This is a genomic window from Streptomyces sp. NPDC001020, assembly GCF_053599115.1.
In genome coordinates, this window is record NZ_JBSFLQ010000003.1 from 85,644 (window position 1) to 111,098 (window position 25,455).

General features: G+C 70.2%; 24 protein-coding genes and 1 pseudogene. 9 read left to right on the forward strand and 16 right to left on the reverse strand.

The genetic code is table 11. The features are described from left to right. Nucleotides 1-39: 39 nt before the first annotated feature. Nucleotides 40-672: a sulfite oxidase-like oxidoreductase gene (locus tag ACWDEX_RS03355; RefSeq protein WP_450461450.1), complete on the reverse strand. Its 633-nt coding sequence runs from the start codon at nucleotides 670-672 to the stop codon at nucleotides 40-42. A gap of 155 nt (nucleotides 673-827) precedes the next feature. On the opposite strand from ACWDEX_RS03355, the gene bfr reads away from it, so the two are divergent. Further along, entirely contained in the window at nucleotides 828-1,307 is a 480-nt protein-coding gene (bfr, locus tag ACWDEX_RS03360) for a bacterioferritin (protein WP_450461451.1), read from the forward strand. Nucleotides 1,308-1,346: 39 nt separating this feature from the next. Here bfr and ACWDEX_RS03365 read toward each other — a convergent pair whose 3' ends face one another. From ACWDEX_RS03365 to ACWDEX_RS03375, 3 genes are all read right to left on the reverse strand, one after another. Next, on the reverse strand, nucleotides 1,347-1,583 hold the full coding sequence (locus tag ACWDEX_RS03365; protein WP_450461452.1) for a (2Fe-2S)-binding protein: 237 nt from the start codon (nucleotides 1,581-1,583) through the stop codon (nucleotides 1,347-1,349). A gap of 159 nt (nucleotides 1,584-1,742) precedes the next feature. After that, a complete protein-coding gene (locus ACWDEX_RS03370) occupies nucleotides 1,743-3,095 on the reverse strand; it encodes a class II 3-deoxy-7-phosphoheptulonate synthase (RefSeq protein ID WP_450461453.1) in 1,353 nt (450 codons plus the stop codon). Between the two features lie 159 nt (nucleotides 3,096-3,254). Beyond that, nucleotides 3,255-4,709, reverse strand: a complete 1,455-nt coding sequence (locus ACWDEX_RS03375) for a hypothetical protein (RefSeq protein ID WP_450461454.1) — start codon at nucleotides 4,707-4,709, stop codon at nucleotides 3,255-3,257. Between the two features lie 174 nt (nucleotides 4,710-4,883). Here ACWDEX_RS03375 and ACWDEX_RS03380 point away from each other — a divergent pair, with 174 nt between their 5' ends. Together ACWDEX_RS03380 and ACWDEX_RS03385 are read left to right on the forward strand one after the other, a co-directional pair. After that, nucleotides 4,884-4,940: a trp operon leader peptide gene (locus tag ACWDEX_RS03380; RefSeq protein ID WP_079050971.1), complete on the forward strand. Its 57-nt coding sequence runs from the start codon at nucleotides 4,884-4,886 to the stop codon at nucleotides 4,938-4,940. 129 nt (nucleotides 4,941-5,069) lie between these two features. After that, nucleotides 5,070-6,956 carry an anthranilate synthase family protein gene (locus tag ACWDEX_RS03385; RefSeq protein ID WP_450461455.1) on the forward strand — a complete coding sequence of 629 codons (1,887 nt, stop codon included), beginning with the start codon at nucleotides 5,070-5,072 and terminating at the stop codon, nucleotides 6,954-6,956. A 73-nt stretch (nucleotides 6,957-7,029) separates the two neighbouring features. On the opposite strand, the gene ACWDEX_RS03390 is transcribed toward ACWDEX_RS03385, so the two are convergent. From ACWDEX_RS03390 to ACWDEX_RS03405, 4 genes are all read right to left on the reverse strand, one after another. Further along, the gene (locus ACWDEX_RS03390) at nucleotides 7,030-8,058 is read right to left on the reverse strand and encodes a 6-phosphofructokinase (RefSeq protein WP_450461456.1); all 1,029 of its coding nucleotides are present in this window, start codon (nucleotides 8,056-8,058) and stop codon (nucleotides 7,030-7,032) included. A 223-nt stretch (nucleotides 8,059-8,281) separates the two neighbouring features. After that, nucleotides 8,282-8,929 carry a response regulator gene (locus ACWDEX_RS03395; protein ID WP_450461648.1) on the reverse strand — a complete coding sequence of 216 codons (648 nt, stop codon included), beginning with the start codon at nucleotides 8,927-8,929 and terminating at the stop codon, nucleotides 8,282-8,284. A 98-nt stretch (nucleotides 8,930-9,027) separates the two neighbouring features. Further along, on the reverse strand, nucleotides 9,028-10,263 hold the full coding sequence (macS, locus tag ACWDEX_RS03400; RefSeq protein WP_450461457.1) for a MacS family sensor histidine kinase: 1,236 nt from the start codon (nucleotides 10,261-10,263) through the stop codon (nucleotides 9,028-9,030). A gap of 33 nt (nucleotides 10,264-10,296) precedes the next feature. After that, nucleotides 10,297-11,046, reverse strand: coding sequence for a lysophospholipid acyltransferase family protein (locus ACWDEX_RS03405; RefSeq protein ID WP_450461458.1), 750 nt, complete (start codon nucleotides 11,044-11,046; stop codon nucleotides 10,297-10,299). A gap of 149 nt (nucleotides 11,047-11,195) precedes the next feature. Here ACWDEX_RS03405 and ACWDEX_RS03410 point away from each other — a divergent pair, with 149 nt between their 5' ends. Both ACWDEX_RS03410 and ACWDEX_RS03415 read left to right on the forward strand, forming a co-directional pair. Next, entirely contained in the window at nucleotides 11,196-11,975 is a 780-nt protein-coding gene (locus ACWDEX_RS03410; RefSeq protein ID WP_450461459.1) for an alpha/beta hydrolase, read from the forward strand. Beyond that, nucleotides 11,968-12,513, forward strand: coding sequence for a hypothetical protein (locus ACWDEX_RS03415; protein ID WP_450461460.1), 546 nt, complete (start codon nucleotides 11,968-11,970; stop codon nucleotides 12,511-12,513). Before ACWDEX_RS03410 ends, ACWDEX_RS03415 begins: the two co-directional genes overlap by 8 nt. A 3-nt stretch (nucleotides 12,514-12,516) precedes the next feature. On the opposite strand, the gene ACWDEX_RS03420 is transcribed toward ACWDEX_RS03415, so the two are convergent. From ACWDEX_RS03420 to ACWDEX_RS03445, 6 genes are all read right to left on the reverse strand, one after another. Next, entirely contained in the window at nucleotides 12,517-13,269 is a 753-nt protein-coding gene (locus tag ACWDEX_RS03420) for an endonuclease/exonuclease/phosphatase family protein (protein WP_450461461.1), read from the reverse strand. A gap of 125 nt (nucleotides 13,270-13,394) precedes the next feature. After that, nucleotides 13,395-14,348 carry an ROK family glucokinase gene (locus tag ACWDEX_RS03425; RefSeq protein ID WP_450461462.1) on the reverse strand — a complete coding sequence of 318 codons (954 nt, stop codon included), beginning with the start codon at nucleotides 14,346-14,348 and terminating at the stop codon, nucleotides 13,395-13,397. 270 nt (nucleotides 14,349-14,618) lie between these two features. After that, a complete protein-coding gene (locus ACWDEX_RS03430) occupies nucleotides 14,619-15,104 on the reverse strand; it encodes a DUF5304 domain-containing protein (RefSeq protein WP_450461463.1) in 486 nt (161 codons plus the stop codon). 238 nt (nucleotides 15,105-15,342) lie between these two features. Beyond that, entirely contained in the window at nucleotides 15,343-16,548 is a 1,206-nt protein-coding gene (locus ACWDEX_RS03435) for an ArsA family ATPase (RefSeq protein ID WP_450461464.1), read from the reverse strand. A gap of 58 nt (nucleotides 16,549-16,606) precedes the next feature. Further along, on the reverse strand, nucleotides 16,607-17,050 hold the full coding sequence (locus ACWDEX_RS03440; RefSeq protein ID WP_450461465.1) for an SRPBCC family protein: 444 nt from the start codon (nucleotides 17,048-17,050) through the stop codon (nucleotides 16,607-16,609). A gap of 192 nt (nucleotides 17,051-17,242) precedes the next feature. Continuing rightward, nucleotides 17,243-18,079, reverse strand: coding sequence for a metallophosphoesterase family protein (locus tag ACWDEX_RS03445; protein ID WP_450461466.1), 837 nt, complete (start codon nucleotides 18,077-18,079; stop codon nucleotides 17,243-17,245). 300 nt (nucleotides 18,080-18,379) lie between these two features. On the opposite strand from ACWDEX_RS03445, the gene ACWDEX_RS03450 reads away from it, so the two are divergent. Then, nucleotides 18,380-20,176: an AMP-dependent synthetase/ligase gene (locus ACWDEX_RS03450; RefSeq protein ID WP_450461467.1), complete on the forward strand. Its 1,797-nt coding sequence runs from the start codon at nucleotides 18,380-18,382 to the stop codon at nucleotides 20,174-20,176. 421 nt (nucleotides 20,177-20,597) lie between these two features. Continuing rightward, entirely contained in the window at nucleotides 20,598-20,978 is a 381-nt protein-coding gene (locus ACWDEX_RS03455) for a VOC family protein (RefSeq protein WP_450461468.1), read from the forward strand. Nucleotides 20,979-21,000: 22 nt separating this feature from the next. Here ACWDEX_RS03455 and ACWDEX_RS03460 read toward each other — a convergent pair whose 3' ends face one another. Continuing rightward, nucleotides 21,001-22,143, reverse strand: a complete 1,143-nt coding sequence (locus ACWDEX_RS03460; protein WP_450461469.1) for a glycosyltransferase family 4 protein — start codon at nucleotides 22,141-22,143, stop codon at nucleotides 21,001-21,003. 140 nt (nucleotides 22,144-22,283) lie between these two features. On the opposite strand from ACWDEX_RS03460, the gene ACWDEX_RS03465 reads away from it, so the two are divergent. After that, nucleotides 22,284-23,516, forward strand: coding sequence for a glycosyltransferase 87 family protein (locus ACWDEX_RS03465; protein ID WP_450461470.1), 1,233 nt, complete (start codon nucleotides 22,284-22,286; stop codon nucleotides 23,514-23,516). A 6-nt stretch (nucleotides 23,517-23,522) separates the two neighbouring features. On the opposite strand, the pseudogene ACWDEX_RS03470 reads toward ACWDEX_RS03465, so the two are convergent. Further along, a pseudogene (locus tag ACWDEX_RS03470) lies at nucleotides 23,523-24,785 on the reverse strand (MATE family efflux transporter); the annotation flags it as partial. Between the two features lie 97 nt (nucleotides 24,786-24,882). Between ACWDEX_RS03470 and ACWDEX_RS03475 the strand changes: the two are divergent. Further along, nucleotides 24,883-25,407 (forward strand): helix-turn-helix transcriptional regulator, encoded by a 525-nt coding sequence (locus ACWDEX_RS03475; RefSeq protein WP_450461471.1) that lies wholly within the window; start codon nucleotides 24,883-24,885, stop codon nucleotides 25,405-25,407. Nucleotides 25,408-25,455: the final 48 nt, after the last annotated feature.

The window sequence follows — 25,455 nt, forward strand, 5'->3', positions numbered from 1 at the left end:
ATGCGACACGAAGCGCACATGGACCACGTCCACCAGGAGTCAGAGCTCGGGGCCGTCCCCGGGCTCCTCCTGGTACGAGTAGCGCTGCTCCTTCCACGGGTCGCCGATGTTGTTGTACCCGCGCTCCTCCCAGAAGCCGCGCCGGTCGGCGGTCATGTACTCGATGCCGCGGACCCACTTGGGGCCCTTCCAGGCATACAGATGCGGAACGATCAGACGTAGCGGGAAGCCGTGTTCCGCGGTGAGCAGTTCGCCGTCCTTGTGAGTGGCGAAGATCGCCCGGTCCGAGGCGAAGTCGGCAAGGCGCAGGTTCGAGCTGTATCCGTACTCCGCCCAGACCATGACATGGGTGACGGCGGGCGCAGGTGGCGCCAGCTCCAGGACCGTCCGGGCCGGGATGCCGCCCCATTCGGCCCCGAGCATGCTGTACTTCGTGACGCAGTGCAGATCAGCTATGACGGTCGCGTAGGGCAGAGCCGTGAACTCCTCGTGGTTCCAGCAGTGCTTCTCGCCGTCCGCGGTGGCGCCGAAGACTCTGAACTCCCAGCGTTCGGGGCGGAACTTGGGCACGGGCCCATAGTGCGTGACCGGCCAGCCCCGCTGCAGTCGCTGCCCCGGCGGAAGCTCGTCCCGTACCGCTTCTCCAGATGCACGCTCCGCCGGATGCCCCATGACTCCATCCTGACAGACCGGGGAGGGTGCACATGACCAACCCGTACAGAATTCCGGACAACTCGTACTAAGTGTGCACTTACTGGACGCTCTTGTGTGCCGATGCAATCATGCGGCGCAACCCGCCAGCCCCCCGCCTGGAAGGAGCCCGCGCAATGCAGGGCGACCCCGAGGTCATCGAATTCCTCAATGAGCAGCTCACTGGCGAGCTGACCGCGATCAACCAGTACTTCCTGCACGCGAAGATGCAGGACAACTTCGGCTGGTACAAACTCGCCAAGTACACGCGCCGCGAGTCGTTCGACGAGATGAAGCATGCGGAGGTGCTCACCGACCGCATCCTCTTCCTCGAGGGACTGCCGAACTACCAGCGGCTCTTCCATGTGCGGGTGGGGCAGACCGTCAGGGAGATGTTCGAGGCCGACCGACAGATCGAGGTCGAGGCGATCGACCGGCTCAAGCGCGGCATCAAGCTCATGCGGGAGAAGGGCGACATCACGTCCGCGAACATCTTCGAGTCGATCCTCGAGGACGAGGAGCACCACATCGACTATCTGGACACCCAACTCGAACTGGTCGACAAACTCGGGGAGGCGCTCTACCTCGCACAGGTCATCGAGCAGCCGGACAGCTAGCGCCGCGGCACCAGGGCCTTACCGGAGCCGCCGGGGCACTCAGGCGGCCTCCTCCAGGCCGTCCAGGCGGGAGAGGAGGGCCGGCCTGCCCTGGTCGACCGCTTCGCGACGGGGGCACGTCCCCCTGCCCAGCAGCGCCTGGATCCGCCGTACGCACGACCCGCAGTCCGTACCCGCCTTGCACGCCGAGGCGATCTGCCGTGGCGTACACGCCCCACCCTCCGCGTGCTCCTTGACCTGCGCCTCGGTCACGCCGAAACAGCTGCAGACGTACACGCGGATTCACCTCCCGACGGGATTCATGGGTCACGCCATCCCGACTGGTCGGTGAGGCAAACCTAACCTTACCCATCGTGCCGACCTTGCAGAAGCGAAGTGGGGCGCGGATCGCATGTGATCCGCGCCCCACTTCATCGGCACCAGCCACCCAGGCGGCTACTGGTCCCTGTACATCTCGGCGACGAGGAACGCGAGGTCGAGGGACTGGCTGCGGTTCAGGCGCGGGTCGCAGGCCGTCTCGTAGCGCTGGTGCAGATCGTCGACGAAGATCTCGTCGCCGCCACCCACGCACTCGGTGACGTCGTCGCCGGTCAGCTCCACATGGATGCCGCCCGGATGCGTGCCCAGCGACTTGTGGACCTCGAAGAAGCCCTTGACCTCGTCCAGCACATCGTCGAAGCGGCGGGTCTTGTGCCCGGAGGCCGCCTCGAACGTGTTGCCATGCATCGGGTCGGTGACCCATGCGACGACCGCACCCGATGCCGTGACCTTCTCCACCAGCTCGGGGAGCCTGTCGCGGATCTTGTCCGCGCCCATGCGGACGATGAAGGTCAGCCGTCCCGGCTCGCGCTCCGGGTCGAGCCGGTCGATGTACTGCAGCGCCTCCTCGGCCGTCGTCGTCGGGCCGAGCTTGATGCCGATCGGGTTGCGGATCTTCGAGGCGAACTCGATGTGCGCGCCGTCCAGCTGACGGGTGCGCTCACCGATCCACACCATGTGCCCGGAGACGTCGTACAGCTGCCCCGTGCGCGAGTCGACCCTGGTCAGAGCGGTCTCGTAGGCCATCAGCAGGGCCTCGTGCGAGGAGAAGAACTCAACGGTCTTGAACTCCTCCGGGTCCGTCCCGCAGGCGTGCATGAAGTTCAGCGCGTTGTCGATCTCCCGCGCCAGCTGCTCGTAGCGCTGCCCGGAGGGCGAGGACCGCACGAAGTCCTGGTTCCAGGCGTGCACCTGACGCAGGTCGGCGTAGCCGCCGGTGGTGAAGGCGCGCACCAGGTTGAGCGTCGAGGCGGAGGCGTTGTACATCCGCTTCAGGCGCTCGGGGTCCGGGACGCGGGCCTTCTCGGTGAAGTCGAAGCCGTTGACGGAGTCGCCCCGGTAGGTCGGCAGGGTCACGCCGTCACGGGTCTCGGTCGGCTTGGAGCGCGGCTTGGAGTACTGGCCGGCGATCCGGCCGACCTTCACGACCGGTACCGAGGCCGCGTACGTGAGCACGGCCCCCATCTGGAGCAGGGTCTTGAGCTTGTTACGGATGTGGTCGGCGGACACTGCGTCGAAGGCCTCCGCGCAGTCGCCGCCCTGAAGCAGGAACGCCTCGCCCTTGGCGACGGCTCCCATCCGGGCGCGCAGCTGATCGCACTCGCCCGCGAAGACGAGCGGCGGATACGACTCGAGGTCCGCGATCACTGCGCGCAGAGCCTCGGTGTCGGGGTACTCGGGCTGCTGCGCCGCGGGCAGGTCTCGCCAGGTGTTGCCAGCGCTCGCGCTGGTCTTAGCGTTCACGGTCACGACATCAACATTACGGGGTCGTATCGGACGTTCCTTCACATGTTCATCAATTGAGACGCCGCGCTCGATGGACGGAACCCCGGCGGGGCCCGGACCGCCGTTCAGCGCCTGGATCCGGGTCCCGCCGGAGCGTGCGCGGGTACTACCGACCGCCGTACGTCAGTGCAGGTTCTGTACGGCCGAGTCGTTGAAGCCGACGGCGAAGACCGAACGCAGCGACAGATTCGCCGAGCCGTTGTAGCCGTCGCAGGCGTTGCCGCCCTCCGAGATGGCCGGGAACTCATACGGGTAGGAGGCCCGCAGCGAGGTGCCGGCGCAGATGCCCTCCGTCAGTCCCCACAGCTCGTCCACCTGGGTGGTGTCGAGCTTCGGCCAGTAGCTGAGTGCCTGCGGCGAGCCGACCGCCCAGTTGCCGTTGGAGGCGCAGCTGGTCACGGCCCGGGTGTCGCCCACCCAGGTGTGCGAGAACACGGCGGGCTTGGTGCCGCAGCCCTTGCTGAAGTCGAAGTTCAGCAGCCCCGAGCTGTCCGTCCAGCTCATGCCGCCCTGGAGGCCCAGATAGCCGCTGGTCACGTAGGCGTCCTGGATCACGGTCTTGCCACCGGACATGTTCAGCAGCCCCGGGTAGGTGGAGGCGCTCGTCGGGTTGAGCTGGTAGCGCACCACGCGGGCGCCCGTCGCCGAGCCGTACCACTCGCCGGTGACCAGCTTGTACGGGGAGCCGCCGGACTTGTCGAGGGAGAGCCAGGAGTAGCAGAGGTGCTGCGTGTCCGGCGTCCCGTCGCCCGCGTTGCTGGCGCACGAGTCCGGCGTGCCCGACTGCTGGTAGTAGTGGACCTCGGGCAGCACGTAGGGGTAACCGCAGGCGCTGGACTTGCCGCCGCTGACGCCGTACGAGTTGAGGCCGGAGCCGTAGGTGTTGACCTTCGCCATCCTGTTGATGTCGAAGACCCGGATGCCGTGGGCCGTGTCGGTGACGTAGATGTAGTTCGCGTACCAGGCGATGCCGCCGCCGTGGCCGGTGACGAACTTGAAGTTCGAGCCGCCGCTGGTCGGCTCGGCGAGCAGGACGTGACGGTACTTGCCGGTGTCCCGGTCGATGAAGGTGAGCTTGAGCAGGTTGTTCGTCTTGCAGCCGTCGTTGGCCTCAAGGGTGCCGGCCGAGTCGGTCTTGAACGTCTTGTAGTGCCAGGCGACCGCCGTGACGTGCTTGCCCTGGATGGCGCCGTCGCCGCCGTCGGCGGTGCCGGTGGTGCTCATGCCCTGCGGGAACCAGCGCGGAGTGGTGTCGTCGGCGTGCGCCGAGGACCAGCACCAGGAGATCTTCTTGGTGACCGGCGGCAGCGCCTTCGTCTCGTCGCCGGTACAGGAGCGCATGGAGCGCAGGTTCATCCAGGAGTCGGTGGCCCCGGACGAGTTGGTCGTGAAGTTGGTGGTGACGACGTCCGTGAGGTTGACGTGGTTCGTCAGGACGTTGTTGTAGAGGTTGTTCGTCGCCGACACGTAGTCGGTGTCGGTCATCTTGAACTGGTCGGTGCCCAACGTCATCTTCGACACCACGGCGTCGGCCGCTGTCGCGGGCTGCCCGGTGAGCCCGGCAAGCCCGGCGAACACAGCGACCGTCGTGGTAACGACCGCCAGGGATCTGAATCTCCGTATGAGTGCCACATGCACCCTTCCAGTAGGTGAACACCGCCACATATCCCGTCCGGAACATGCCAATCCGACGGTGATCATAGGCAGGGCATGCGTGGGTTCGACGGCGTGACATGGGGTAGGGTGCGGCGCATGTTCGCGCACTCGAACCAGAACTGGTGGTGGACCGCTCGTCCGGCGGCCCACTGACTGCGCGTACCCACGACTTCGCGAAGGCCGCCCGAGGGGCGGCCTTCGGTGTTTCCGCGACCGGCCGTTCCTCTCCCGCAGACGATCCGCAGACGATCCGCAGACGATCCGCTGAGAAGGAACACACCCATGGACCTGCTCGACCTGCTCGACGATCCCCGCCCGTTCGCCCTGCTGCGCCGCCGTACACCCGGGCGCGATCACGACACCGTCGAGGTGCTGGTCGGTCCCGTCGACCCGTACGAGCGTCTCGCCGAGTTGCCGGAGGAGTGTCTCGCCCTCGTCCCGTACCGGCAGATCCGCGAGCGTGGCTTCGACGTCCGCGACGACGGCACACCGCTGGTGGCACTGAGGCCGCAGGAGTCCTGGGAGGTCCCTCTGGAGCAGGCCCTGACACAGCTTCCGCGGCACGGCGTCCGGGTCGAGGCGGGTGGCTTCGACGTCACCGACGAGGAGTACGCGCGGATCGTCGGGCGGGTGCTGGAGGAGGAGATCGGGCGGGGCGAGGGCGCGAACTTCGTGATCCGGCGGACGTACGAGGGGCGGATCCCGGGGTTCGGCCGGGCCGACGCCCTCGCGCTCTTCCGGCGGCTGCTGGTCGGTGAGCGGGGCGCGTACTGGACCTTCGTCGTGCACACGGGGGACCGCACCCTGGTGGGGGCCAGTCCCGAGGTGCATGTGCGGATGTCGGGAGAAACCGTCGTGATGAACCCGATCAGCGGCACCTACCGCTATCCCGACGGCGGTCCTACGTCCGAGGATCTGCTCGCTTTCCTCGCCGACGGCAAGGAGATCGAGGAGTTGTCGATGGTCGTCGACGAGGAACTCAAGATGATGTGCGCGGTCGGCGACATGGGCGGGGTAGTCGTCGGACCGCGGGTGAAGGAGATGGCCCACCTCGCCCACACGGAGTACGAGCTGCGTGGGAAGTCCACCCTCGACGTGCGCGAAGTGCTCAAGGAGACGATGTTCGCGGCGACGGTGACCGGTTCGCCGGTGCAGAACGCCTGCCGGGTGATCGAACGGCACGAGGGCGGGGGCCGCGGCTACTACGCGGGCGCGCTCGCGCTGCTCCGGCGGGATGCCAATGGCGCGCAGACCCTCGACTCCCCCATCCTCATCCGCACCGCGGACATCGGCGCGCAGGGGCGGCTGCGGGTGCCGGTCGGTGCGACTCTCGTCCGGGGGTCGAACCCGGCGGGCGAGGTCGCGGAGACCCACGCCAAGGCGGCCGGGGTGCTGGCCGCGCTGGGGGTGCGTCCGGCGCGGCCGCGTGCGGAGCGGGCACGGCCACGGCTGGCGGACGACCCCCGGGTGCGGGCGGCGCTCGACGGGCGCCGGGCCCGGCTCGCGCCGTTCTGGCTGCGGATGCAGGAGCGGGCCTCGGACCTCACGGGACACGCCTTCGTCGTCGACGGCGAGGACACGTTCACCGCGATGCTCGCGCACGTCCTCACGTCGTCGGGTCTCGAGGTGACCGTGCGGCGGTATGACGAGCCCGGGCTGCGGGAGGCGGTCCTCGCGCATGAGGGTCCGGTGGTTCTCGGCCCGGGACCGGGTGATCCGTCGGATGTGGGCGACCCCAAGATGCGGTTCCTGCGGCAACTGACGGCGGACGTCGTCCGGGGACAGCGGCACGGGGTGCTGGGCGTCTGCCTGGGCCACGAGCTGATCGCGGCCGAGCTGGGCCTGGAGATCGTCCGCAAGGAAGTGCCGTACCAAGGCGCGCAGACGGAAATCGACCTGTTCGGGCGACGGGAGACCGTCGGCTTCTACAACAGCTTCGTGGCGCGCTGCGACGACGAGGCGGCGGCCGAACTGGCCGCGCACGAGGTCGAGGTCAGCCGGGACGGCAACGGGGAGGTGCACGCGCTGCGCGGGCCCGGGTTCGCGGGCGTCCAGTTCCACCCGGAGTCGGTGCTGTCGGTGAGGGGCGCCGCGATCGTACGGGAGCTGCTGGACCGGTCGGCCGCCGTGGGGGCGAGGGCTTTCTCGGGGCGGCGGCGGACCGGGTAGGGCCTTCTTCGGCAGGGCGGAAGGCGGCGCCGGGCAGGCCGTGGGGCGGGCCCGGCGCCCGCGGGCACCGGCGTCAGCCGAAGAAGACGCCGACCTCGTCGTACAGCTTCGGGTCGACCGTCTTCAGCTTGGCAGTGGCCTGAGAGAGCGGGACGCGCACGATGTCCGTGCCGCGCAGGGCGACCATCGTGCCGAAGTCTCCGTCACGGACCGCCTCGATGGCGTGGAGGCCGAAGCGGGTGGCGAGCCAGCGGTCGAAGGCGCTGGGTGTACCGCCGCGCTGGACGTGCCCCAGCACGGTCGTACGGGCCTCCTTGCCCGTACGCCTCTCGATCTGTGTGGCCAGCCATTCGCCGACGCCCGAGAGACGGACGTGCCCGAAGGAGTCCAGCGACTCGTCCTTCAGGACCATCTGGCCGTCCTTCGGCATCGCTCCCTCGGCCACGACCACGATCGGCGCGTACGACGCCTTGAACCGGGATGTCACCCAGGCGCACACCTGGTCGACGTCGAAGCGCTGCTCGGGGATGAGGATGACGTTCGCCCCACCGGCCAGCCCCGAGTGGATCGCGATCCAGCCCGCGTGGCGGCCCATCACCTCGACCACCAGCACCCGCATGTGCGACTCGGCCGTGGTGTGCAGTCGGTCGATCGCCTCGGTCGCGATGTTGACGGCGGTGTCGAAGCCGAAGGTGTAGTCCGTGGCGGACAAGTCGTTGTCGATGGTCTTCGGCACGCCGACGACATGCACCCCGTACGCGTCGGCCAGTCGCGCCGCGACCCCGAGCGTGTCCTCGCCGCCGATCGCGACGAGCGCGTCGATCTCCTGCTTGGCGAGGTTCTCCCTGATGCGGCGGATACCGTTCTCCTGCTTCAGCGGATTGGTGCGCGAGGAGCCGAGGATGGTGCCACCGCGCGGCAGGATGCCGCGCACGGCGGGGATGTCGAGCCGGACGGTGTCGCCTTCGAGGGGTCCGCGCCAGCCGTCCCGGAAGCCGACGAAGTCGTAGCCGTACTCCTGCGTGCCCTTGCGGACGATGCCCCGGATGACGGCGTTGAGCCCGGGGCAGTCGCCGCCCCCGGTCAGTACTCCGACCCGCATGGAAATGTCCCTTCGCCAGAGTTGCCTGATGCGAGTCACGCTAATGGTGACCCACGTCACTCCGGCAGGACAGGGAAGGTCAATTCCGGCGAATTGTGGGGTAGTTGGCCAGGCGGGGCGAGTCGGACTTCACTCGAAGGTGGGGAAGGGGTGCACGGGTTCGAGATTCACCCCCGGCGTACGCCCGCCCCGCGGGTCGCTCCCGACGCGCGCCCGCCCCGGCTCACCCTTCGTCCAGCCCCCGCTCTATCGCGTAGCGCACCAGTTCCACCCGGTTGTGCAGGTGGAGTTTGCCCAGGGTGTTCTGGACGTGGTTCTGCACGGTGCGGTGCGAGATGACCAGGCGCTCGGCGATCTGCTTGTAGCTCAGGCCCTTGGCGACCAGCCGCAGCACCTCGGTCTCGCGGTCGGTCAGCCGCGGCGCGCTGGGCTCGTCGGCGTCCGCGGCGGGGGCCGGTTCGGAGGCGAGGCGGCGGTACTCGCCGAGCACCAGTCCCGCGAGGCCGGGAGTGAACACCGGGTCGCCGACCGCCGTACGGCGCACCGCGTCGATCAGTTCCTCCGTGGAGGCCGACTTCAGCAGATAGCCCGTAGCGCCGGACTTCACCGCCTCCAGCACATCCGTGTGCTCGCCGCTCGCCGACAGCACCAGGACCCGCAGCGCCGGGTCGCCGCCGGCGAGTTCCTTGCAGACCTGGACGCCGGGCTTCGCCGGCAGGTTCAGATCCAGGACGAGCACATCGGGCCCGGCGGCCCGGGCGCGGCGCACCGCCTGCTCGCCGTCGCTCGCGGTGGCGACCACCTCGAAGCCGGACTCGGTCAGGTCGCGGGCGACGGCGTCGCGCCACATGGGGTGGTCGTCGACCACCATGACTTTGATCGGGGCCTGCCGAGCGGCGGTGCCGTCCTCCGTCACCGCCCCTTCGCCGTCCTCGCGGCCGCCGGGGCCCATGGCCGGCTTCGCTCCGGTCATCGTTTCTCCGCCTTCCCCCGTGAAGCCCTCGGGTCCTTCACGTTCTTCGGTACCTTCAGTTCCACTTCCGTGCCCTGGCCCGGGATCGAGAAGAACTCGGCCGAGCCGCCGATGTCGCGCAGCCTGCCGCGGATGGACTGGGCCACTCCCAGCCGTCCCTCGCCCTCGGCCTCGGCGAGCCGTCCCTCCGGGATACCGGGCCCGTCGTCCCGTACGGTCACGAGGATCCCGTCCGGCTCGTCCTCGACCAGGAGCCAGGCGCGGGCCCCTTCCCCCGCGTGCCTGCGCACATTGTCCAGAGCGGCACCGACGGCGGCGGCCAGTTCCCGCGCGGCGGCCGGGGCGAACAGCACCGGGGAGCCGGGCCCGGAGAGCGTCACCCGGGCACTGGCGTACGGGGCGAGCAGGGAGCGCAGGTCCACCGGACCCTCCGCTGGATCCGGCTCCTCGACCGTGCGGACGACCGCGCCGAGCGACGCGTCCTCCGACACCCGGGAGGGGGGCACCAGGCCGTCCGAGACCAGGGTGCGCAGCGCGACCTCCTGCTCACCGGCCAGCCGGCCCAGTTCCGCGGCCTCGCCGCCGAGCGCGGAGGCGCGCCGCTGCACCATGGCGAGCACCTGGAGCACGCCGTCATGGATGTCCCGGGCCAGCCGCTCCCGCTCCCGGGTCGCGGCCTCGATCTCCAGGGCGCGGGCGAGGGTGCGCTCGGAGGCGCGGGCGACCTCGACGACATAGCCGATCGCGATGGAGGCGATCCAGACGAGGAGCACGTTGTGGACGGTGTCGCGGGCCGGATTGCCCCGCTCGATCAGGTTCGCCACGGCGACCGCCGTGGAGGCGAAGGCCGCCCAGCGCCAGCCGCCCCTGACCGCGAACGCGAGGACGGAACCGGCGGTCCATACGGACGGCAGGGTGGGGCCGCCCGCAAGGACCCGCTCATGCGTGTCGGCGAGCGGCGTGATGAGGATGCCGAGGAGCGCGACGGCGAGGTCGACGGCCAGGAACGGCTTGGTGCAGTTCGCCGCGCCCGCCACCTTGGGAAGAGTGGCGAGGGTCCACAGGCACAGCACCACGTAGTACGCGACGGCCAGCCAGGGCCGGGCGAACTTCCCGTAGGCGGTCGAGAAGAGCCCGATCGCGTACAGCATCGTCAGGACGCGGTACGCGGTGAGCGCACGCCACAGCGGCTGCTCGACCGACATCCTGACGACCCGCTCGCGCTTGGCCATGTCCCCCCACCCCGAGCCGCACCGACCGCGTCGCTACGAGTCCGCGGATTCCTTCTCCGCCGCCTTCACCGCGTCCTTCTGCGCCTGCTTCTCCGCCTTCGCGGCCTCCGCGATCTGCCGCTTGGCGACGGTCGCGTAGATGTCGACGTACTCCTGGCCGGAGAGCCTCATGATCTCGTACATGACCTGGTCGGTCAGCGCGCGCAGCACGAACCGGTCGTGCTCCATGCCCTGGTAACGGGTGAAGTCCAGCGGCTTGCCGATACGGATGCCCGGGCGCATCAGCTTGGGCACGACCTTCCCCGGCGGCTGGATCTTCTCCGTGTCGATCATGGCGACCGGGATCACGGGCGCGCCGGTGGCGAGCGCGACGCGCGCCAGACCGCCGGGCTTGCCCCGGTAGAGGCGGCCGTCGGGCGAACGGGTGCCCTCCGGGTAGATACCGAACAGCTCGCCGCGCTCCACCACCTCGATGCCGCTCTTGATGGCGGCCTCGCCGGCGCCGCGGGCTCCGGAACGGTCCACGGGGAGCTGACCTGCGCCCTTGAAGAAGGCGGCCTTCATCCGACCCTTCACACCAGGCGTCGTGAAGTACTCGGCCTTCGCAATGAAGGTCACCTTGCGGGGGAGGACCGCGGGCAGGAAGAGCGAGTCCGAGAAGGACAGGTGATTGCTCGCCAATATCGCGGGGCCCTCGGCGGGAATGTTCTCGAGGCCTTCCACCCAGGGCCTGAAGGCAAGCTTCAGAGACCCTCCGATGGTTACCTTCATCGCGCCGTACAACAACCGACTGCCTCCTGTATCTGTCGAACAGACCTTAACGCGGCCCATAGGTAATGAGACCGACGACCCTGGTCGGTGTCGGTGCCGTCGCGTACGGTGAAGTGTCTGCAATCCACGTGCCCAGCCCTTTCATGAACAGGAGACCGAACGTGCCGGTCCTCCCTGGAGCCGAGCCGTACCGCCATGAGGGCGGGGAGGTCGGCGTCCTCCTCTGCCATGGCTTCACCGGCTCCCCCCAGTCTCTGCGCCCCTGGGCGGAGTATCTCGCCGAGCGCGGTCTGACCGTCTCGCTGCCGCTGCTGCCCGGGCACGGAACACGCTGGGAGGACATGCAGATCACCGGCTGGCAGGACTGGTACGCGGAGGTGGACCGCGAACTGCGAGCCCTGCACGACCGCTGCACGCAGGTGTTCGTCTTCGGTCTCTCCATGGGCGGTTCGCTGGCTCTGCGGCTCGCCGCCAAGCACGGGGAAGCGGTGAGCGGCCTCGTCGTCGTCAACCCGGGCAACAAGGTGCACGGCCTCGCGGCCCGCGCTCTCCCGGTGGCACGCCATTTCGTCAGTGCGACGAAGGGGATCGTCAGCGACATCGCGAAGGAGGACAGCCAGGAGGTCGGGTACCGCCGGGTCCCTTTGCACGCGGCACACTCCCTGCGGCAGTTCTTCCGGCTGGTCGACGGCGACCTGCCGCAGGTCACCCAGCCGCTGCTGCTGCTGCACAGCTCCCAGGACCACGTGGTGCCGCCGGCCGACTCGGCCCGTGTCCTGAGCCGGGTGTCGTCGATGGACGTCACGGAGATCCTGCTGGAACGGAGCTACCACGTGGCGACGTTGGACCACGACGCGGACCGGATCTTCGACGAGAGCTATGCGTTCATCAGCCGGCTCGCGCCTGTTGCCGGCAAGGAAGGGACGGCCACAAGTGGCTGAGCACGACTCCGACCGCGAGGACCGCGAGCCGGACGAGAAGGGCGTTCCCGTCGACGAGGAAGCCGTCTGGGCGGCGATCGTAGCGGGGTACGGCGAGGAGCCGCCGGACCCGCCCGGCGCGAAGCCGTTCAAGTCGGTCGAGGACCTGGCGCTCCTCGAGCCGGAGCCGAACGGCAAGAAGGACGAGCCGGCGAAGCCCCTGGGCAGCTCGGTCTCCTTCGCACCCGGTGTCGGCCCGCGGGACTACACGCCTACGGAGCCCTCCGAGAGCGATTTCGACGAGGACGACGAGGGCCATTTCGTACCGCCGGAGCCGCCACCGCTGCCCGCGGCCGACACGACGGCGAAGTTCGCCTGGCTCGCGGTGATCGGCGGTCCGCTGCTGCTCCTGGTGGCGGTGTTGCTCGGCTGGGAGATGACCTGGTGGCTCACCCTGCTCGGCGTCGGTGGCTTCCTGGGCGGCTTCGCGACGCTGGTGACGCGCATGAAGACCAGCGACGAGGACGACGACGATCCGGGGCGGGGCGCGGTGGTCTGAGTCCTACGCAGACGGGACTTTGAGGGCGGCCAGGACCGGAAAGTGGTCCGTGGCCGCCCTCAGGTCGTTCTCCGTCACTCCCGGATGGCCGAGCGGGACCCCGCAGCCGAGGACCTCGATGCCCTTGGTGGCGAAGATCGCGTCGATCCGCTGGTACGGGTCGGACGGCGTCCAGGTGTACTCGGCGCCCCAGGGGGCGTCGGCCCAGGCGTCCTGAAGGTGCGCGGCCAGCCGTCGGAAGGTGGGTCCGTCCGGGCGTTCGTTGAGGTCGCCGCCCACGACGGCATGCTCCACTCCCATGCCGGCGAGCCGGTCGAGGAGCATGCCGCCCTGCTCGAACCGCTCGTCGTCCCGGAGCGAGAGATGACAACTGACGACGCCGAGCCGGGCGGCCCCGAACCGTACGACCGCGGTCGCGAAGCCGCGCCGGTGCAGCCCGGGGGTGAGCGGCAGCAGCACGTCCTCGGTGCGCTCGACCGTGGCGCGGAGCGAGCACAGCAGGGCCGGTCCCGCGGCCGTGGCGCCACCGGAAAGGTTCACCAGGCCGGAGGCCGCCGCGAGCCGGGCGAGCTTCTTCCGCCAACGGAAGAAACGGGGAGCCTCCTGGACGAGTACCAGGTCCGGCGCGCAGGCGCCGATCACCCGGGCGAGCGCGTCGGTGTCGTCGCGCATCGAGCGGATGTTGTAGCTGAGGACCCGGATGACGGCCGAACCGTCGGCCTCGGTACGGGAGTTGGGCAGCGTGGTCGTCACCATACCGATCAAGATACGACGCTCCGACGCGTGACACCGGCTCTGGCGCCGACCCCACGCCCCGCCCCCGTGTACATCGACGCCCCGGAATCCGCCGCACCGGGGCGAGGGCACTGCCATGTCGTCCGCTACATGATCGGGTCGGGCTCCCTGGCCAGGTCGGCCGCGCCGACCAGACCGGCCTTGTTGCCCAGTCGGGCGGCGATGACATCCGCGACCGGGCGCCAGTCGCCGCCGACGAGCCAGCGCTTGTACGACTTGCGGATCGGGTCGAGGACCAACTCACCCTCGTCCGAGAGGCCGCCGCCGACGATGAAGGCGGAGGGGTCGAAGAGCGAGGCCAGGTCGGCGAGGCCGGCGCCGGCCCAGCGGGCCAGTTCGCGGTAGGAGTCGACGGCGACCGGATCACCCTGACGGGCTGCCATGGAGATGTGCTTGCCCTCGATGCCCTCGGGGGTGCCGTCGCCGAGCGAGAGCAGGAACTCCGCGTTCTCCGGGGTGGCGTGGGCGCGCTGCCTGGCGTAGCGGACCAGGGCCCGCCCCGACGCGTACTGCTCCCAGCAGCCCTGCGAGCCGCAGCCGCACAGCAGGCCGTCCGGGACCATCCGGATGTGGCCGAACTCGGCCGCCACGCCGAAGTGGCCGCGGCGGAGCTTGTTCCCGATGATGATCCCGCCACCGAGACCGGTGCCCAGCGTGATGCAGATGACGTTGCGGTGGCCCTTGCCTGCACCGAACTTGTACTCGCCCCACGCGGCCGCGTTGGCGTCGTTCTCGACGACCACCGGGAGGCCCACGCGGGCCTCGACCTTCTCCTTCAGCGGCTCCTGGCGCCAGTCGATGTTCGGCGCGAAGTAGACCGTCGACCGCTGACGGTTGACATAGCCGGCCGCCCCGATACCCACGCCGACGATCTCGTGCCCGGCACGGGCACCCTCGACGGCAGCGGCGATGGCGTCCACGATGCCCTCGGGCGTGCCCGGAGTCGGCACCTTGTGGATCGAGAGGATGTTGCCTTCCTCGTCGACCACACCGGCCGCGATCTTCGTGCCGCCGATGTCGACGCCGATGGTGAGTCCCATCAGTCCTTCTTTCGAGGGAACCACCGGCTCCAGCCGGTGGGGGAATCGAATCCCGGGGGTAGGTTGTGCTCGTCCCGCAAGGGAGTCGGTTCGGGCTGGACCGCAACCCTCGGGTTGGAAAGCCCCCTCCCAGAGGCGGGGGAGCGGAGTCACGAATCCCTTGGTTTCGGGTCGAGTCGAGAGAGCCCCGCTACGGCCCACCGTACCCGAGGGGACCTGCGGTGCCGGGCCGTTCGTGCGGCCCTCTGGCCCCGATCCACACGTTCTGGTCTAGTCCAGGTCGATGTGCTCCCCGGGGCCCTGCTCCCCGTTCTTCCGGTCGGGGTTCCAGTCGCTGGACGCGCGGCTCGCCCAGCGCCTCTCCTGGGCCTCGATGGCGGAACGGTAGGCCGCGAGCAGCTCCGAACCAGCCGCGGCGAGGTGGCCGAAGACATCCGGGTTGCGCTCGATGACCGGTTCCACGGCGGCCTTGGCCTGCTGTACAGCCTGGTGGACCATCTGCTGGGCGGTGCCCGAGGCGGCGGCGCCGAGCAGTGGGCTCTGCAGGCCGGACAGCTTGTCCGCGACGGTGTCGAGGAGCCTGCGCAGCTCCTCGGCGGCCGATCCGGGCGGCGGGCCGTACTCGGCGCGGCGGCGGGCCTTCTCCGCGTCGAGGTCCTCGGCGCACGCCTTCGACCAGGCGTCGGCGTCGGTCACGCGCACGTCGTCGGCGGCTTCCTGCTGAGCGGCGTCGGTCCAGGGGCGCTCTTCGCTCATGACGGACTCCTGACTGCGGTTCGTACCCCCGACGTTACCCGAACGGAGGTACGCGCTTCACCGTGTGCCAGGCGGTTCCCCGGTGCCGCGCGCTGGATCAGGCCGGGTCAGGGGGACTGATTACTGGTGCGGTGGATCGCGCAGGAGGGCGGCAGGACGGAGCCCACCAACCGGCGACTACGCGGCGTGGCGCGGCACCAGGGCCCGCGACCCGGCATGATCCGGACGAGAGGCTACGTCACAGCCCGCGCGGCCACAGCTGCGGATCCGGCGCGAAACGGACGCTCAGCTCGCCGCCGCGCAGGGCCGCGCCGGCCACCGTGCAGCGCCGCAGGGCCGACGGGAGCGGGACGATCCGGCGGAAGGCTCCCGCGGTCACGACGAGTTCGTCCCCGCGCCGGACCAGGTCCAGTTCCTCGCGTATCGCGCCGGGCAGCGGGATGTTCCACACGAGCACACCGTCCTCGGGGGATGGGGTCCCCCCGCTCGAGCGGAGCCGAGAGTGGGGGAGGTCCGTGACAGGCCACTCGACCGGGGCGGGCGCCGGGTTGACAGCGGGCGCCGCGAGCCGGGCGAGGTCGTCGGCCCCGCGCGGGTCGCCGCCGAGGTGCGGGATGCGGTGAACGTCGTGGGCGCCCTGCCACTCCGCCAGTGCCTTGCGCTGTTGGGCGGCGACGGCCGCGAGCCAGGTGTCGTGGGCATCGTCGGGCAGGACTCGGTTGGCGATGAGGGTCTCGGTGCGCAGAGCCCGCAGGGCGAGCCCGGTGACGGCGGCCCGGACGGTGTCGGTGCCGGCCGGACCCGGCTCGGCGACCAGCCATGCGGTCGTGGCACGGTCGGCGAGGACGGCTTCCACGGCGGCCAGGTCGAGGTCCCAGCGGGCGGCGGTCTCGTACAGCCGGTCGGCGGGCATCGGGACGCCGGCGAGCCGCCCGAGGACGGGGCGCAGGGCACGGGCGGCCTGCCGCTCCGGCGGGAGCAGACGGCGCAGGTAGCGGCGGAGCTCCTCGGGAAGGGCAAGGAGGGCGAGCGCCTGGGGGGCGGGTGGCAGGTCGACGACGAGAAGGTCGTACGACTCCGACAGCGCGGCGTCGCGCAGGGCGCGCAGGAGGGCGAGTTCGTCGGCACCGGGGAGGGGGGTGACCTCCTCGGCGTCCAGCGGGACGGCACCGAGGAGGTCGAGCACGCCGACAGCACGCTCCTGGAAGGCGACGAGGTCCTCGCGGAAGCGGGCGGCGGCGTCCGGCCGCCAGGCCGTGAGACCGGGGGCCGCCTCGACCGGGGAGGCCCCGGTGGACACGCCGAGTACGGCACCGAGGGTGTCCGTGCGGTCGCCGCTGAGCACGACGGTGCGGGTGCCGTGGCGGGCGGCCTGCAGCGCGGTGGCCGCGGCGACGGTGGTACGGCCGGAGCCGCCGGGGCCGGTGATCAGGATGGTGCGCATGACGGTGAACGGTACCCGCGCCGTGCCGTGGGGCTGACGAGGACGTGGCCCCGTGGCCCTACTCCTCCCCCGACTCCACCCTCTTCTTCAGCCCTGCCAGCGCCCGGTCGATGATGACCTTCTCCGCCTTGCGCTTGATCATGCCGAGCATGGGGATCTTGACGTCGACCGTCAGCCGGTAGGTCACCTCGGTCGCGCCCGAGCCCGCCGGCTTCAGGAGGTAGGAGCCGTCCAGGGAACGGAGCATCTGGGACTTGACGAGCGTCCACGAGACCTCGCTGTCGCCCGTCCACGTGTACGCCAACGTCTGGTCGTCCTTGATCGCTCCCGCGTCCATGACCAGGTGCACCTGCTCGGCGCGGCCCTGCGCGTCCGTCGCGAGTACCTCCGCCTCCTTCACCTCGCCCGTCCAGTCGGGGTAGCGCGCGAAGTCGGCGATCACCCGCATGACATCGGCCGGAGCCGCCTCGATCGTGATGCTCGAGCTGGTGTGTTCCGCCATCGCCGTGGCTCCTCCAGATGCGGTCCGGTGAGGGAGGGGAGTGCGCACGTGCGCACGTGCGCACGTGTGTGCAGCGTGAAGGCTACCGCGCACGCACCGCGCAGCTACCACCCCACCTGCGGTTCGGTCACCGGCCTGTCGGTCCGAGGTCGTGGCGGCTCCGCACTCCGGCGCCCCGGGGTCCCCGGCCGCTCACCACTCCAGCGCCCATGGCCTCCCGCTGCCCGCGAAGTGCCCCACGTTCACGCACTCCGTCGCGCCGATCCGCATCCGCCGCACCAGCGGCTGGTGGACGTGACCGAACAGGGAGTACCTCGGCTTGGTACGGCGGATCGCGTCGAGCAGAGCCCGGCTGCCGCGTTCGAAGCGGCGCGCCACCGTGTCGTACACCAGCTCCGGCACCTCGGGCGGGATGTGTGTGCACAGCACGTCCACCTCCCCCACTGCCTCGATCTTCGCCGCGTACTCCTCGTCGCTGATCTCGTACGGGATGCGGGTCCCCCCTGCTCGAACAAAGTTGAGAGCTTGGGGGAGCACGGGCATGCGCAGGCCCCCGCCGACGAAGCCGAACGTCCAGCCGCCGATCTCCACCCGCTCGCCGTCGAGGACCCTCGTCCCGGGTCCGGCGTACTCGGGCCACAGCCCCGGCATGTCGACATTGCCGTAGGTGGCGTACGTCGGTGTGGGGAACGCGCCGAACAACTCGGCGTACTGCCGGCGGACCGCCTCCTCGATCACCGCGGCGCGGTCCATGCCCGCACCGGCCCACAGCCCGGCACCGAACGCCCGCGCCTCCTCGAAGCGGCGGGCGGTGCGCAACTCCACCAGACGGGCGGTGTTCTCGCGCCCGAACAGGTCCGGGAAGATCCCGCGCGAGTGGTCGGCGTAGTCGAGGAAGAGGACGAGGTCACCCAGGCAGATCAGGGCGTCCGCCCCGTCGCCCGCTCTGACCAGGTCCCGCACATTGCCGTGTACATCGCTGACCACATGAACGCGCCTGCGCGGGTCACCGCCCGGTGTGGATGCCATAACGATCAAGCGTAGGGGTGTGCGGCGACCGTGAACAGGGACGGCCTGACGTGCGCGTACTGGCTCGTCAGGAAGGGGGTGGACTACTGTGCGCGAAGGAACGCCCACACATGTGACACGCGGAACATCTCGCCGGGACCCCCTGTCGTAAGGGGCCTACCGAGGGGTAACGTCCGGGCAGTCCAGTCATGCGCAGGGCCAATGGCTTCCGGAGAAACCCTGAGCACGAGTACGAACCTTGGACCGCACCGTCGCAGCACACAGAGTCACGGCGTCGGCGCCCTATGAGGAGCAGCAGTCTTGCGCGAGTTCAGCCTTCCGGCCTTGTACGAGGTTCCCACGGACGGAAACCTGGCCGACATCGTCCGCAGAAACGCCGCGCAGCACCCCGACGTCGCCGTCATCGCCCGTAAGGTGGGCGGCGCCTGGCAGGACGTCACCGCCACCGCCTTCCTCACCGAGGTGCGGGCCGCCGCCAAGGGACTCATCGCCTCCGGTGTGCAGCCGGGCGACCGCGTGGGCCTGATGTCCCGGACCCGTTACGAGTGGACGCTGCTCGACTTCGCGATCTGGAGCGCAGGCGCGATCACCGTCCCGGTGTACGAGACCAGTTCGCCCGAGCAGGTGCAGTGGATCCTCGGCGACTCGGGCGCGACCGCCTGCATCGTGGAGCTGGACACGCACGCGGCGACCGTCGAGTCGGTGCGCGACCGGCTGCCCGCCCTCAAGCACGTCTGGCAGATCGAGGCCGGGGGCGTGGAGGAGCTGGAAGGCGCCGGCCAGGACGTCAGCGACGAGACGGTCGAGGAGCGCAGCTCGCTCGCGAAGGCCGACGATCCGGCCACCATCGTGTACACCAGCGGGACCACCGGGCGCCCCAAGGGCTGTGTGCTCACCCACCGCAACTTCTTCGCCGAGTGCGGCAACGTCGTGGAGCGGCTGCGCCCCCTCTTCCGTACGGGCGAGTGCTCCGTCCTCCTCTTCCTCCCGCTCGCGCACGTCTTCGGGCGGCTGGTGCAGGTCGCGCCGATGATGGCGCCGATCAGGCTGGGCTGCGTCCCGGACATCAAGCACCTCACGGACGAACTCGCCTCGTTCCGGCCGACGTTGATCCTCGGTGTGCCGCGCGTCTTCGAGAAGGTCTACAACGCGGCGCGCGCCAAGGCGCAGGCGGACGGCAAGGGCAAGATCTTCGACAGGGCGGCGGACACGGCGATCGCGTACAGCCGCGCGCTGGACACCCCGTCCGGCCCGTCCCTCGGCCTGAAGATCAAGCACAAGGTGTTCGACAAGCTCGTCTACGGCAAGCTGCGCGCGGTGCTGGGCGGCCGTGGCGAGTACGCCATCTCCGGCGGCGCCCCGCTGGGCGAGCGCCTGGGCCACTTCTTCCGCGGCATCGGCTTCACGGTCCTGGAGGGCTACGGTCTGACCGAGTCCTGTGCGGCCACCGCGTTCAACCCCTGGGACCGGCAGAAGATCGGTACGGTCGGCCAGCCGCTGCCGGGTTCCGTGATCCGCATCGCGGACGACGGTGAGGTCCTGCTGCACGGCGAGCACGTGTTCAAGGAGTACTGGAACAACGAGGCCGCGACCGCGGAGGCGCTGGCCGACGGCTGGTTCCACACGGGCGATGTCGGCACCCTCGACGAGGACGGCTACCTGAGGATCACCGGCCGCAAGAAGGAGATCATCGTCACCGCGGGCGGCAAGAACGTCGCCCCGGCCGTGATCGAGGACCGCATCCGGGCGCACGCGCTGGTCCAGGAGTGCATGGTGGTCGGCGACAAGCGGCCCTTCGTGGGCGCGCTGATCACCCTCGACGAGGAGTTCCTGGGCCGCTGGGTGGCCGAGCACGGCAAGCCGGCGGGCTCCACCGCGGCGTCGCTGTGCGAGGACCCGGATCTGCTCGCGGCGGTCCAGGAGGCGGTCGACGACGGCAACGCCGCGGTGTCGAAGGCGGAGTCGGTGCGGAAGTTCCGCATCCTCCCCGCCCAGTTCACCGAGGAGTCGGGCCACATCACGCCCTCCCTGAAGCTCAAGCGCAGTGTGGTGGCGAAGGACTTCGCGGCGGAGATCGAAGCCCTCTACCGGAAGTAGCGGGCCGTTCAGCCTGCTGTCGTGACGCGGTGTCCTCGGCGGATCCGCGTCACCGAGCAGCAGCGCGCCGCCTGTGGTCTCACGCCCGTCCACAGTCCCGCGCCCCGACAGGGACAGCCCCCTGTCTCGTCGCGGCGCATGCGGGAAACTCCGGACAGGCCCCAGGGACTCGAATAAAGTGAGCCTGCAGCTGTTGGGGTGACGGCGCATCAGCCTTGGTTGACGTTCCCGGAGCAGGAGTGGAAGGCCGAGGACGGGCACGCGTCGAGCGCGCCGTCCATCGCGGTCGCGGACCGTTCCGCCGATCAAGGGAACTTCGCGGTGTTCCGAGAAGCGTTCGCCCCCACTGTCGATTCCGGCCTGCGCCACTCGATGTCTCGGTGAAGACTGACCACCAAGCCTCGCGAAGGGAACCGCCGCCGTGGACTACCGCCTTGAACTGATCCCGCTCCCGGTCGCCGACGTCGACCGCGCCAAGGCCTTCTATACCGACCGGCTCGGTTTCAAGGTCGACCTCGACTTCAGCCCGAACGAGGCGTTCCGCGTCGTCCAGCTGACTCCGCCGGGGTCCGCCTGCTCGATCTCCATCGGCGTCGGCATCGTCAGCACTCCCCCGGGCTCGGTCCAGGGCCTGCACCTCGTCGTTGACGACATCCACGCCGCGCGGGCCGAGTTGGTCGGAAACGGAGTCGAGGTCGCCGAGGTGCAGGACATGGGCGCACCGGGCAAGCCGACCGTCTCCTACGCGGCTTTCACCGACCTGGACGGCAACGGCTGGACCTTGCAGCAACTCCCCCACTGAGCCGCTCCTGGCAGCCGTGGCTTCAGAGAAGGTCCTTCAGCTTCTCCGCGAGCAAGTCCCAGCGCCATCTCTCCTCGACCCACTGCCGACCCCGCTCCCCCATCCGGCGGCGCAGCTCGGGGTCGCCGAGCAGGGTGACGATACGGTCCGCGGCGTCCTCGAAAGAGCCGCCCCGGACCACCCAGCCGGTCTCTCCGTCGAGCACCGCGTCGGGCGCGCCACCCGAGTCACCGGCGACCACCGGGAGGCCCGTCGCGGACGCCTCCAGGTACACGATGCCGAGGCCCTCGACATCCAGTCCGCCCCGGCGGGTGCGGCAGGGCATCGCGAAGACGTCACCCGCCCCGTAGTGCGCGGGCAACTCCGCCCAGGGGACGGCGCCCGTGAAGTGGACCGCGTCGGCGACCCCGGTCTCGCGCGCGAGCCTGCGCAGCTCCTTCTCGTACGGCCCGCCCCCGACGATCAGCAGGACGGCGTCCGGCTCCTTGCCCAGGACCCGGGGCATCGCGCGGATCAGCGTGTCCTGGCCCTTGCGCGGGACCAGGCGGGACACGCAGACCACCACGGGACGGTCGGTGAGCCCCAGGCGGGCACGGACCTCGTCACCGCCCGAGTCCGGGTGGAACGTCTTCTCGTCGACACCCGGCGGCAGCTGCACCATCCGCCCGGCCGCCTGCGGCGTCAGCGCGGAGGCGATGCGCGAGCGGGTGTACTCGCCCAGATAGGTGATCGTGTCGGTCGACTCGCCGATCCTGCGCAACAGGCCGCGCGCAGCGGGCAGTTGAGCCCATCCCGCCTCATGGCCGTGGGTGGTCGCCACCAGTCGTTCGGCGCCCGCCCGCCGTAGCGCCGGCGCCATCAGGCCGAGCGGCGCCGCCGCCCCGAACCACACCGACGAACAGCCGTGCTCCCGCAGCAGCCCCACGGCACGCCGGGTCACACCGGGCGTCGGCAGCAGCATCGTCGTACGGTCCCGTACGACGGTGAAGGGCTGCTCGGCGTCGAAGGCGGCCGTCGCCTCCTGGCCCTCCCGGCTCCGTCTCCACGTGGAGGCGTACACGACCAGTCGTTCCGGGTCCAGGCGCAGCGCCATGTTGTGCAGGAACGCCTGGATGCCGCCAGGGCGCGGCGGAAAGTCGTTGGTCACGATCAGGGTCTTGTGCATTGCCGTCGACAGTACCGAACGCGGTGTGCCACCGTACTCATGGCTTCCCACGGCCGCGCTTCGTAGCCCTCGCACAGTCCGACAGGGGATCATGGCCCCTCACGACAGAACACACGAGACGTGCTGGAACAGGGGCTCAGGTGGACATTTCGAGCACACGGCGATTTCCGGTCTGGCTGCTCGCCACCTGGGGCGTGACCAGACTGACCCTGCTGTTGTTCGTCTTCAAGGTGTGGGTCTTTCCCGGCCCGGACGTCACCAGCGACGTCTCCGTGATCTACCACGGCTGGTACGAGACCCTGCGCACCGGATCCTTCCCGCTCGACGATGTCACCTGGCAGTACCCGCCCGCCGCGGCACTCGCGATCCTCTCCCCCGCGCTACTGCCCTTCCAGGACTACGCGCAGGCCTTCTACGGCCTCGCCTTCCTCGCCGATCTGGCGGTCTTCTGTCTGCTCCAGTTCGCGGGGCTGCGTCCCGGCAGGACGCTGCGCGGCGCCTGGGTGTGGACGGTCGGCGTGGCGTTGCTCGGCCCGATCGTGTACGCACGCTACGACGTGATGGTGACGGCGGTGGCGGTCGCGGCACTGCTGGCCGGAGCACGTCATCCCCGCGTGATGGGGGCGCTGGTGGGCTTCGGCGCGTTGCTGAAGGTGTGGCCGGCGCTGCTGCTGGCGGGTGTGGCGCGGCGGAGGGCCTGGCTCTCCGCCGCGGCGACGGTGGGCGGACTCGCCCTGCTCTTCGCGCTGACGATGCCCGGCGCCTTCTCCTTCCTGACCTTTCAGCGCGACCGTGGCACGGAGGTCGAGTCACTGGGCTCGCTGGTCTTCCATGTGGCCCGCCACTTCGGCTGGGAGGGCCGGGTGATGCTCAACTACGGCTCGGTGGAGTTCCTCGGCCCCTACGTCGGCTGGGTCAGCTCGGCGGCCCTGTTCCTGAGCGTGATCGCCTTCGGCTGGCTGCTGCTGTGGCGGTTGAACGTCCGACACATGACGCCGCAGGCGGTCGCGGACGCGGCCTTCGTGGCCGTGCTGATGTTCACGGTCACCAGCCGGGTGATCAGCCCGCAGTACATGGTCTGGCTGGTCGGGCTCGCGGCGGTCTGCCTTTGTTTCCGCGGCAGCCTGATGGCACTGCCCGCCGGACTGGTCGTGGCCGCCTGCCTCGCCACCGTTCTGGAGTTCCCGGTGTACTTCGCGAACGTCATCGCCAGTGACGGACTCGGGGTCACCCTCCTCTTCGTGCGCAACGGCCTGCTGGTGGCCGCCGCGCTGACCGCCGCCCGAAGGCTGTGGCGCGGAACCGTCTCGCAGCCGACCCCGACCGTGCCGCCTCAGGCCACCCGCACTCAGGAGAGTCTGACGCCGTCCTGACGGCGCGAGCAGGAGCAGAGCGCCGCACTGCAGCGCCATGGAGAGCGCGAACGCCAGACAGATCCCGGCCAGTCCGAGCCCTGACAGCGCGTACGCGAGCGGCAGTTGCACCGCCGTGCCGAGCAGCGTCACGCGCAGCAGCAGGGGCGCGCCTCCGCTGCCCTCGAACACCCCGCCGAGCGCGATGAAGCAGGACATCAGCAGCAGGTAGGGGCCGATGCAGCGCAGGAAGAGCACCCCGGCGTGCGCGACCGCGGGCCCGGCGCCGAAGGCATGCATGATCCACGGCGCGAAGGTGCCGAGCAGCACCGCCGCGGCCAGCCCCACCGTGCCCGACACGAGCACGGCCTGGCGCCCGATGGCCCGCCGCTCGTCACTGCCCGCGCCCAGGGTGTGCGCGGTGTGGATGGACGCGGCCTGCCGCACCGCGTAGAAGGCCATGGTCGCGATGTACATCACCTTGTAGGCGATGGCGTACGCGGCCACGGCCGTCACCCCGAGCCGGGCCACGATCGCGACCAGGACCAGCGCTCCGGCCTGTCGCACGGTGAAGTCGGCGGACATCGGCAGGCCGGTGGCCAGAGTGCGGCGCAGAGCGGCTCCGGTGCCCTCCGCCGGCCGGACACCCGGCTCGGTACGCGGCGGGACGCCGCGGCGCAGGGCGAGCAGTCCCGCCACCAGGGCGACGCAGCGGCACAGCACCGTCGAGACGGCGGCGCCCCGGACGCCATACGCATGGACCAGCAGCGGGTCGCAGACCAGGATCAGCCCGTTGGCCAACAGCGCCAGGCGCATCGGGGTACGGGTGTCACCGGTGCCCTTGAGGATGCCGTCGACGAGTTGCTGGGCGAAGAAGACCGCGATGCCGGGCAGCGAGATCGCGAAGTAGCCGACGGCCAGGGGCAGCGCGGGCCCTGCCCCACCCAGGACAAGCCGGGCCAGGGGCTCCCGCAGCAGGAAGCCGCCGACCGCGACGGCGGGCGTGATCACCGCGCACAGCGCCCAGCCGCCGCGCACGGCCGCCCGAACGCCGTCCGCGTCACCGGCGCCGCGGGCCCGGGCGACCAGGACGGTCGTGCCGGAGGCGAAGACCAGGGCGACGCCCAGCAACACGTTCTCGGTGTTGGTGGCGACGGCGACCGCGGCCACGGCCGGGCCGCCGAGCCGGGAGACCCAGACCGTGTTGATGACTCCGGCCGCCACCGAGGCGAGCAGTGAGAGGTAGACGGGGTGAGCGAGCGCGATCAGCTGCCGGCGATGGGCGTTCACGACGGGGCTCCATACCTCGAATCGAGTTACCTCGATTCGAGGTAACTCGGAAAGAGGTACCATGCGGGCACGACGTCCGCAACAAGGAGGCCTGCCAGTGCTGGAACTGTCGATCCTGGGCTTCCTCGCGGAGGGACCACTGCACGGCTACGAGCTGAAGGAGCGGATCAAGGCCCTGACCGGCCACGTCCGCCCGGTCAGCGACGGCGCGCTGTACCCCGCGATCAGCCGTCTGGTGGGGGCGGGCAGGCTCGATCAGCGCACCGAGCCGGGATCGGGTGCCACCCCGCGCCGCATCCTGTCGCTCACCGAGGAGGGCCACGCGGATCTCCTGGAACGGCTGCGGCACCCCAAGCAGGCGGAGATCACCGACCAGGTGCGCTTCAACACGGTCCTCGCGTTCCTGCGCCACCTCCCGGACCGGGCGGAGCAGGCCGCGGTCCTGCGCCGTCGGCTCGACTTCCTGCAGACACCGGCGAGCTTCTTCTACCGCGACGGCGAACCCGTACCGGCCGAGGCGGCCGGCGACCTGTTCCGACAGGGCATGCTGCGCGTCGCGCGGGCGACGGGCGAGGCGGAGAAGACCTGGCTGAAGGAGGCGATCGCGCGACTGGAGGGCTGAACAGGCGGCGCGTCAGGCTTTCGCTCGGGTCAGGCCAGCGCGCCCGAA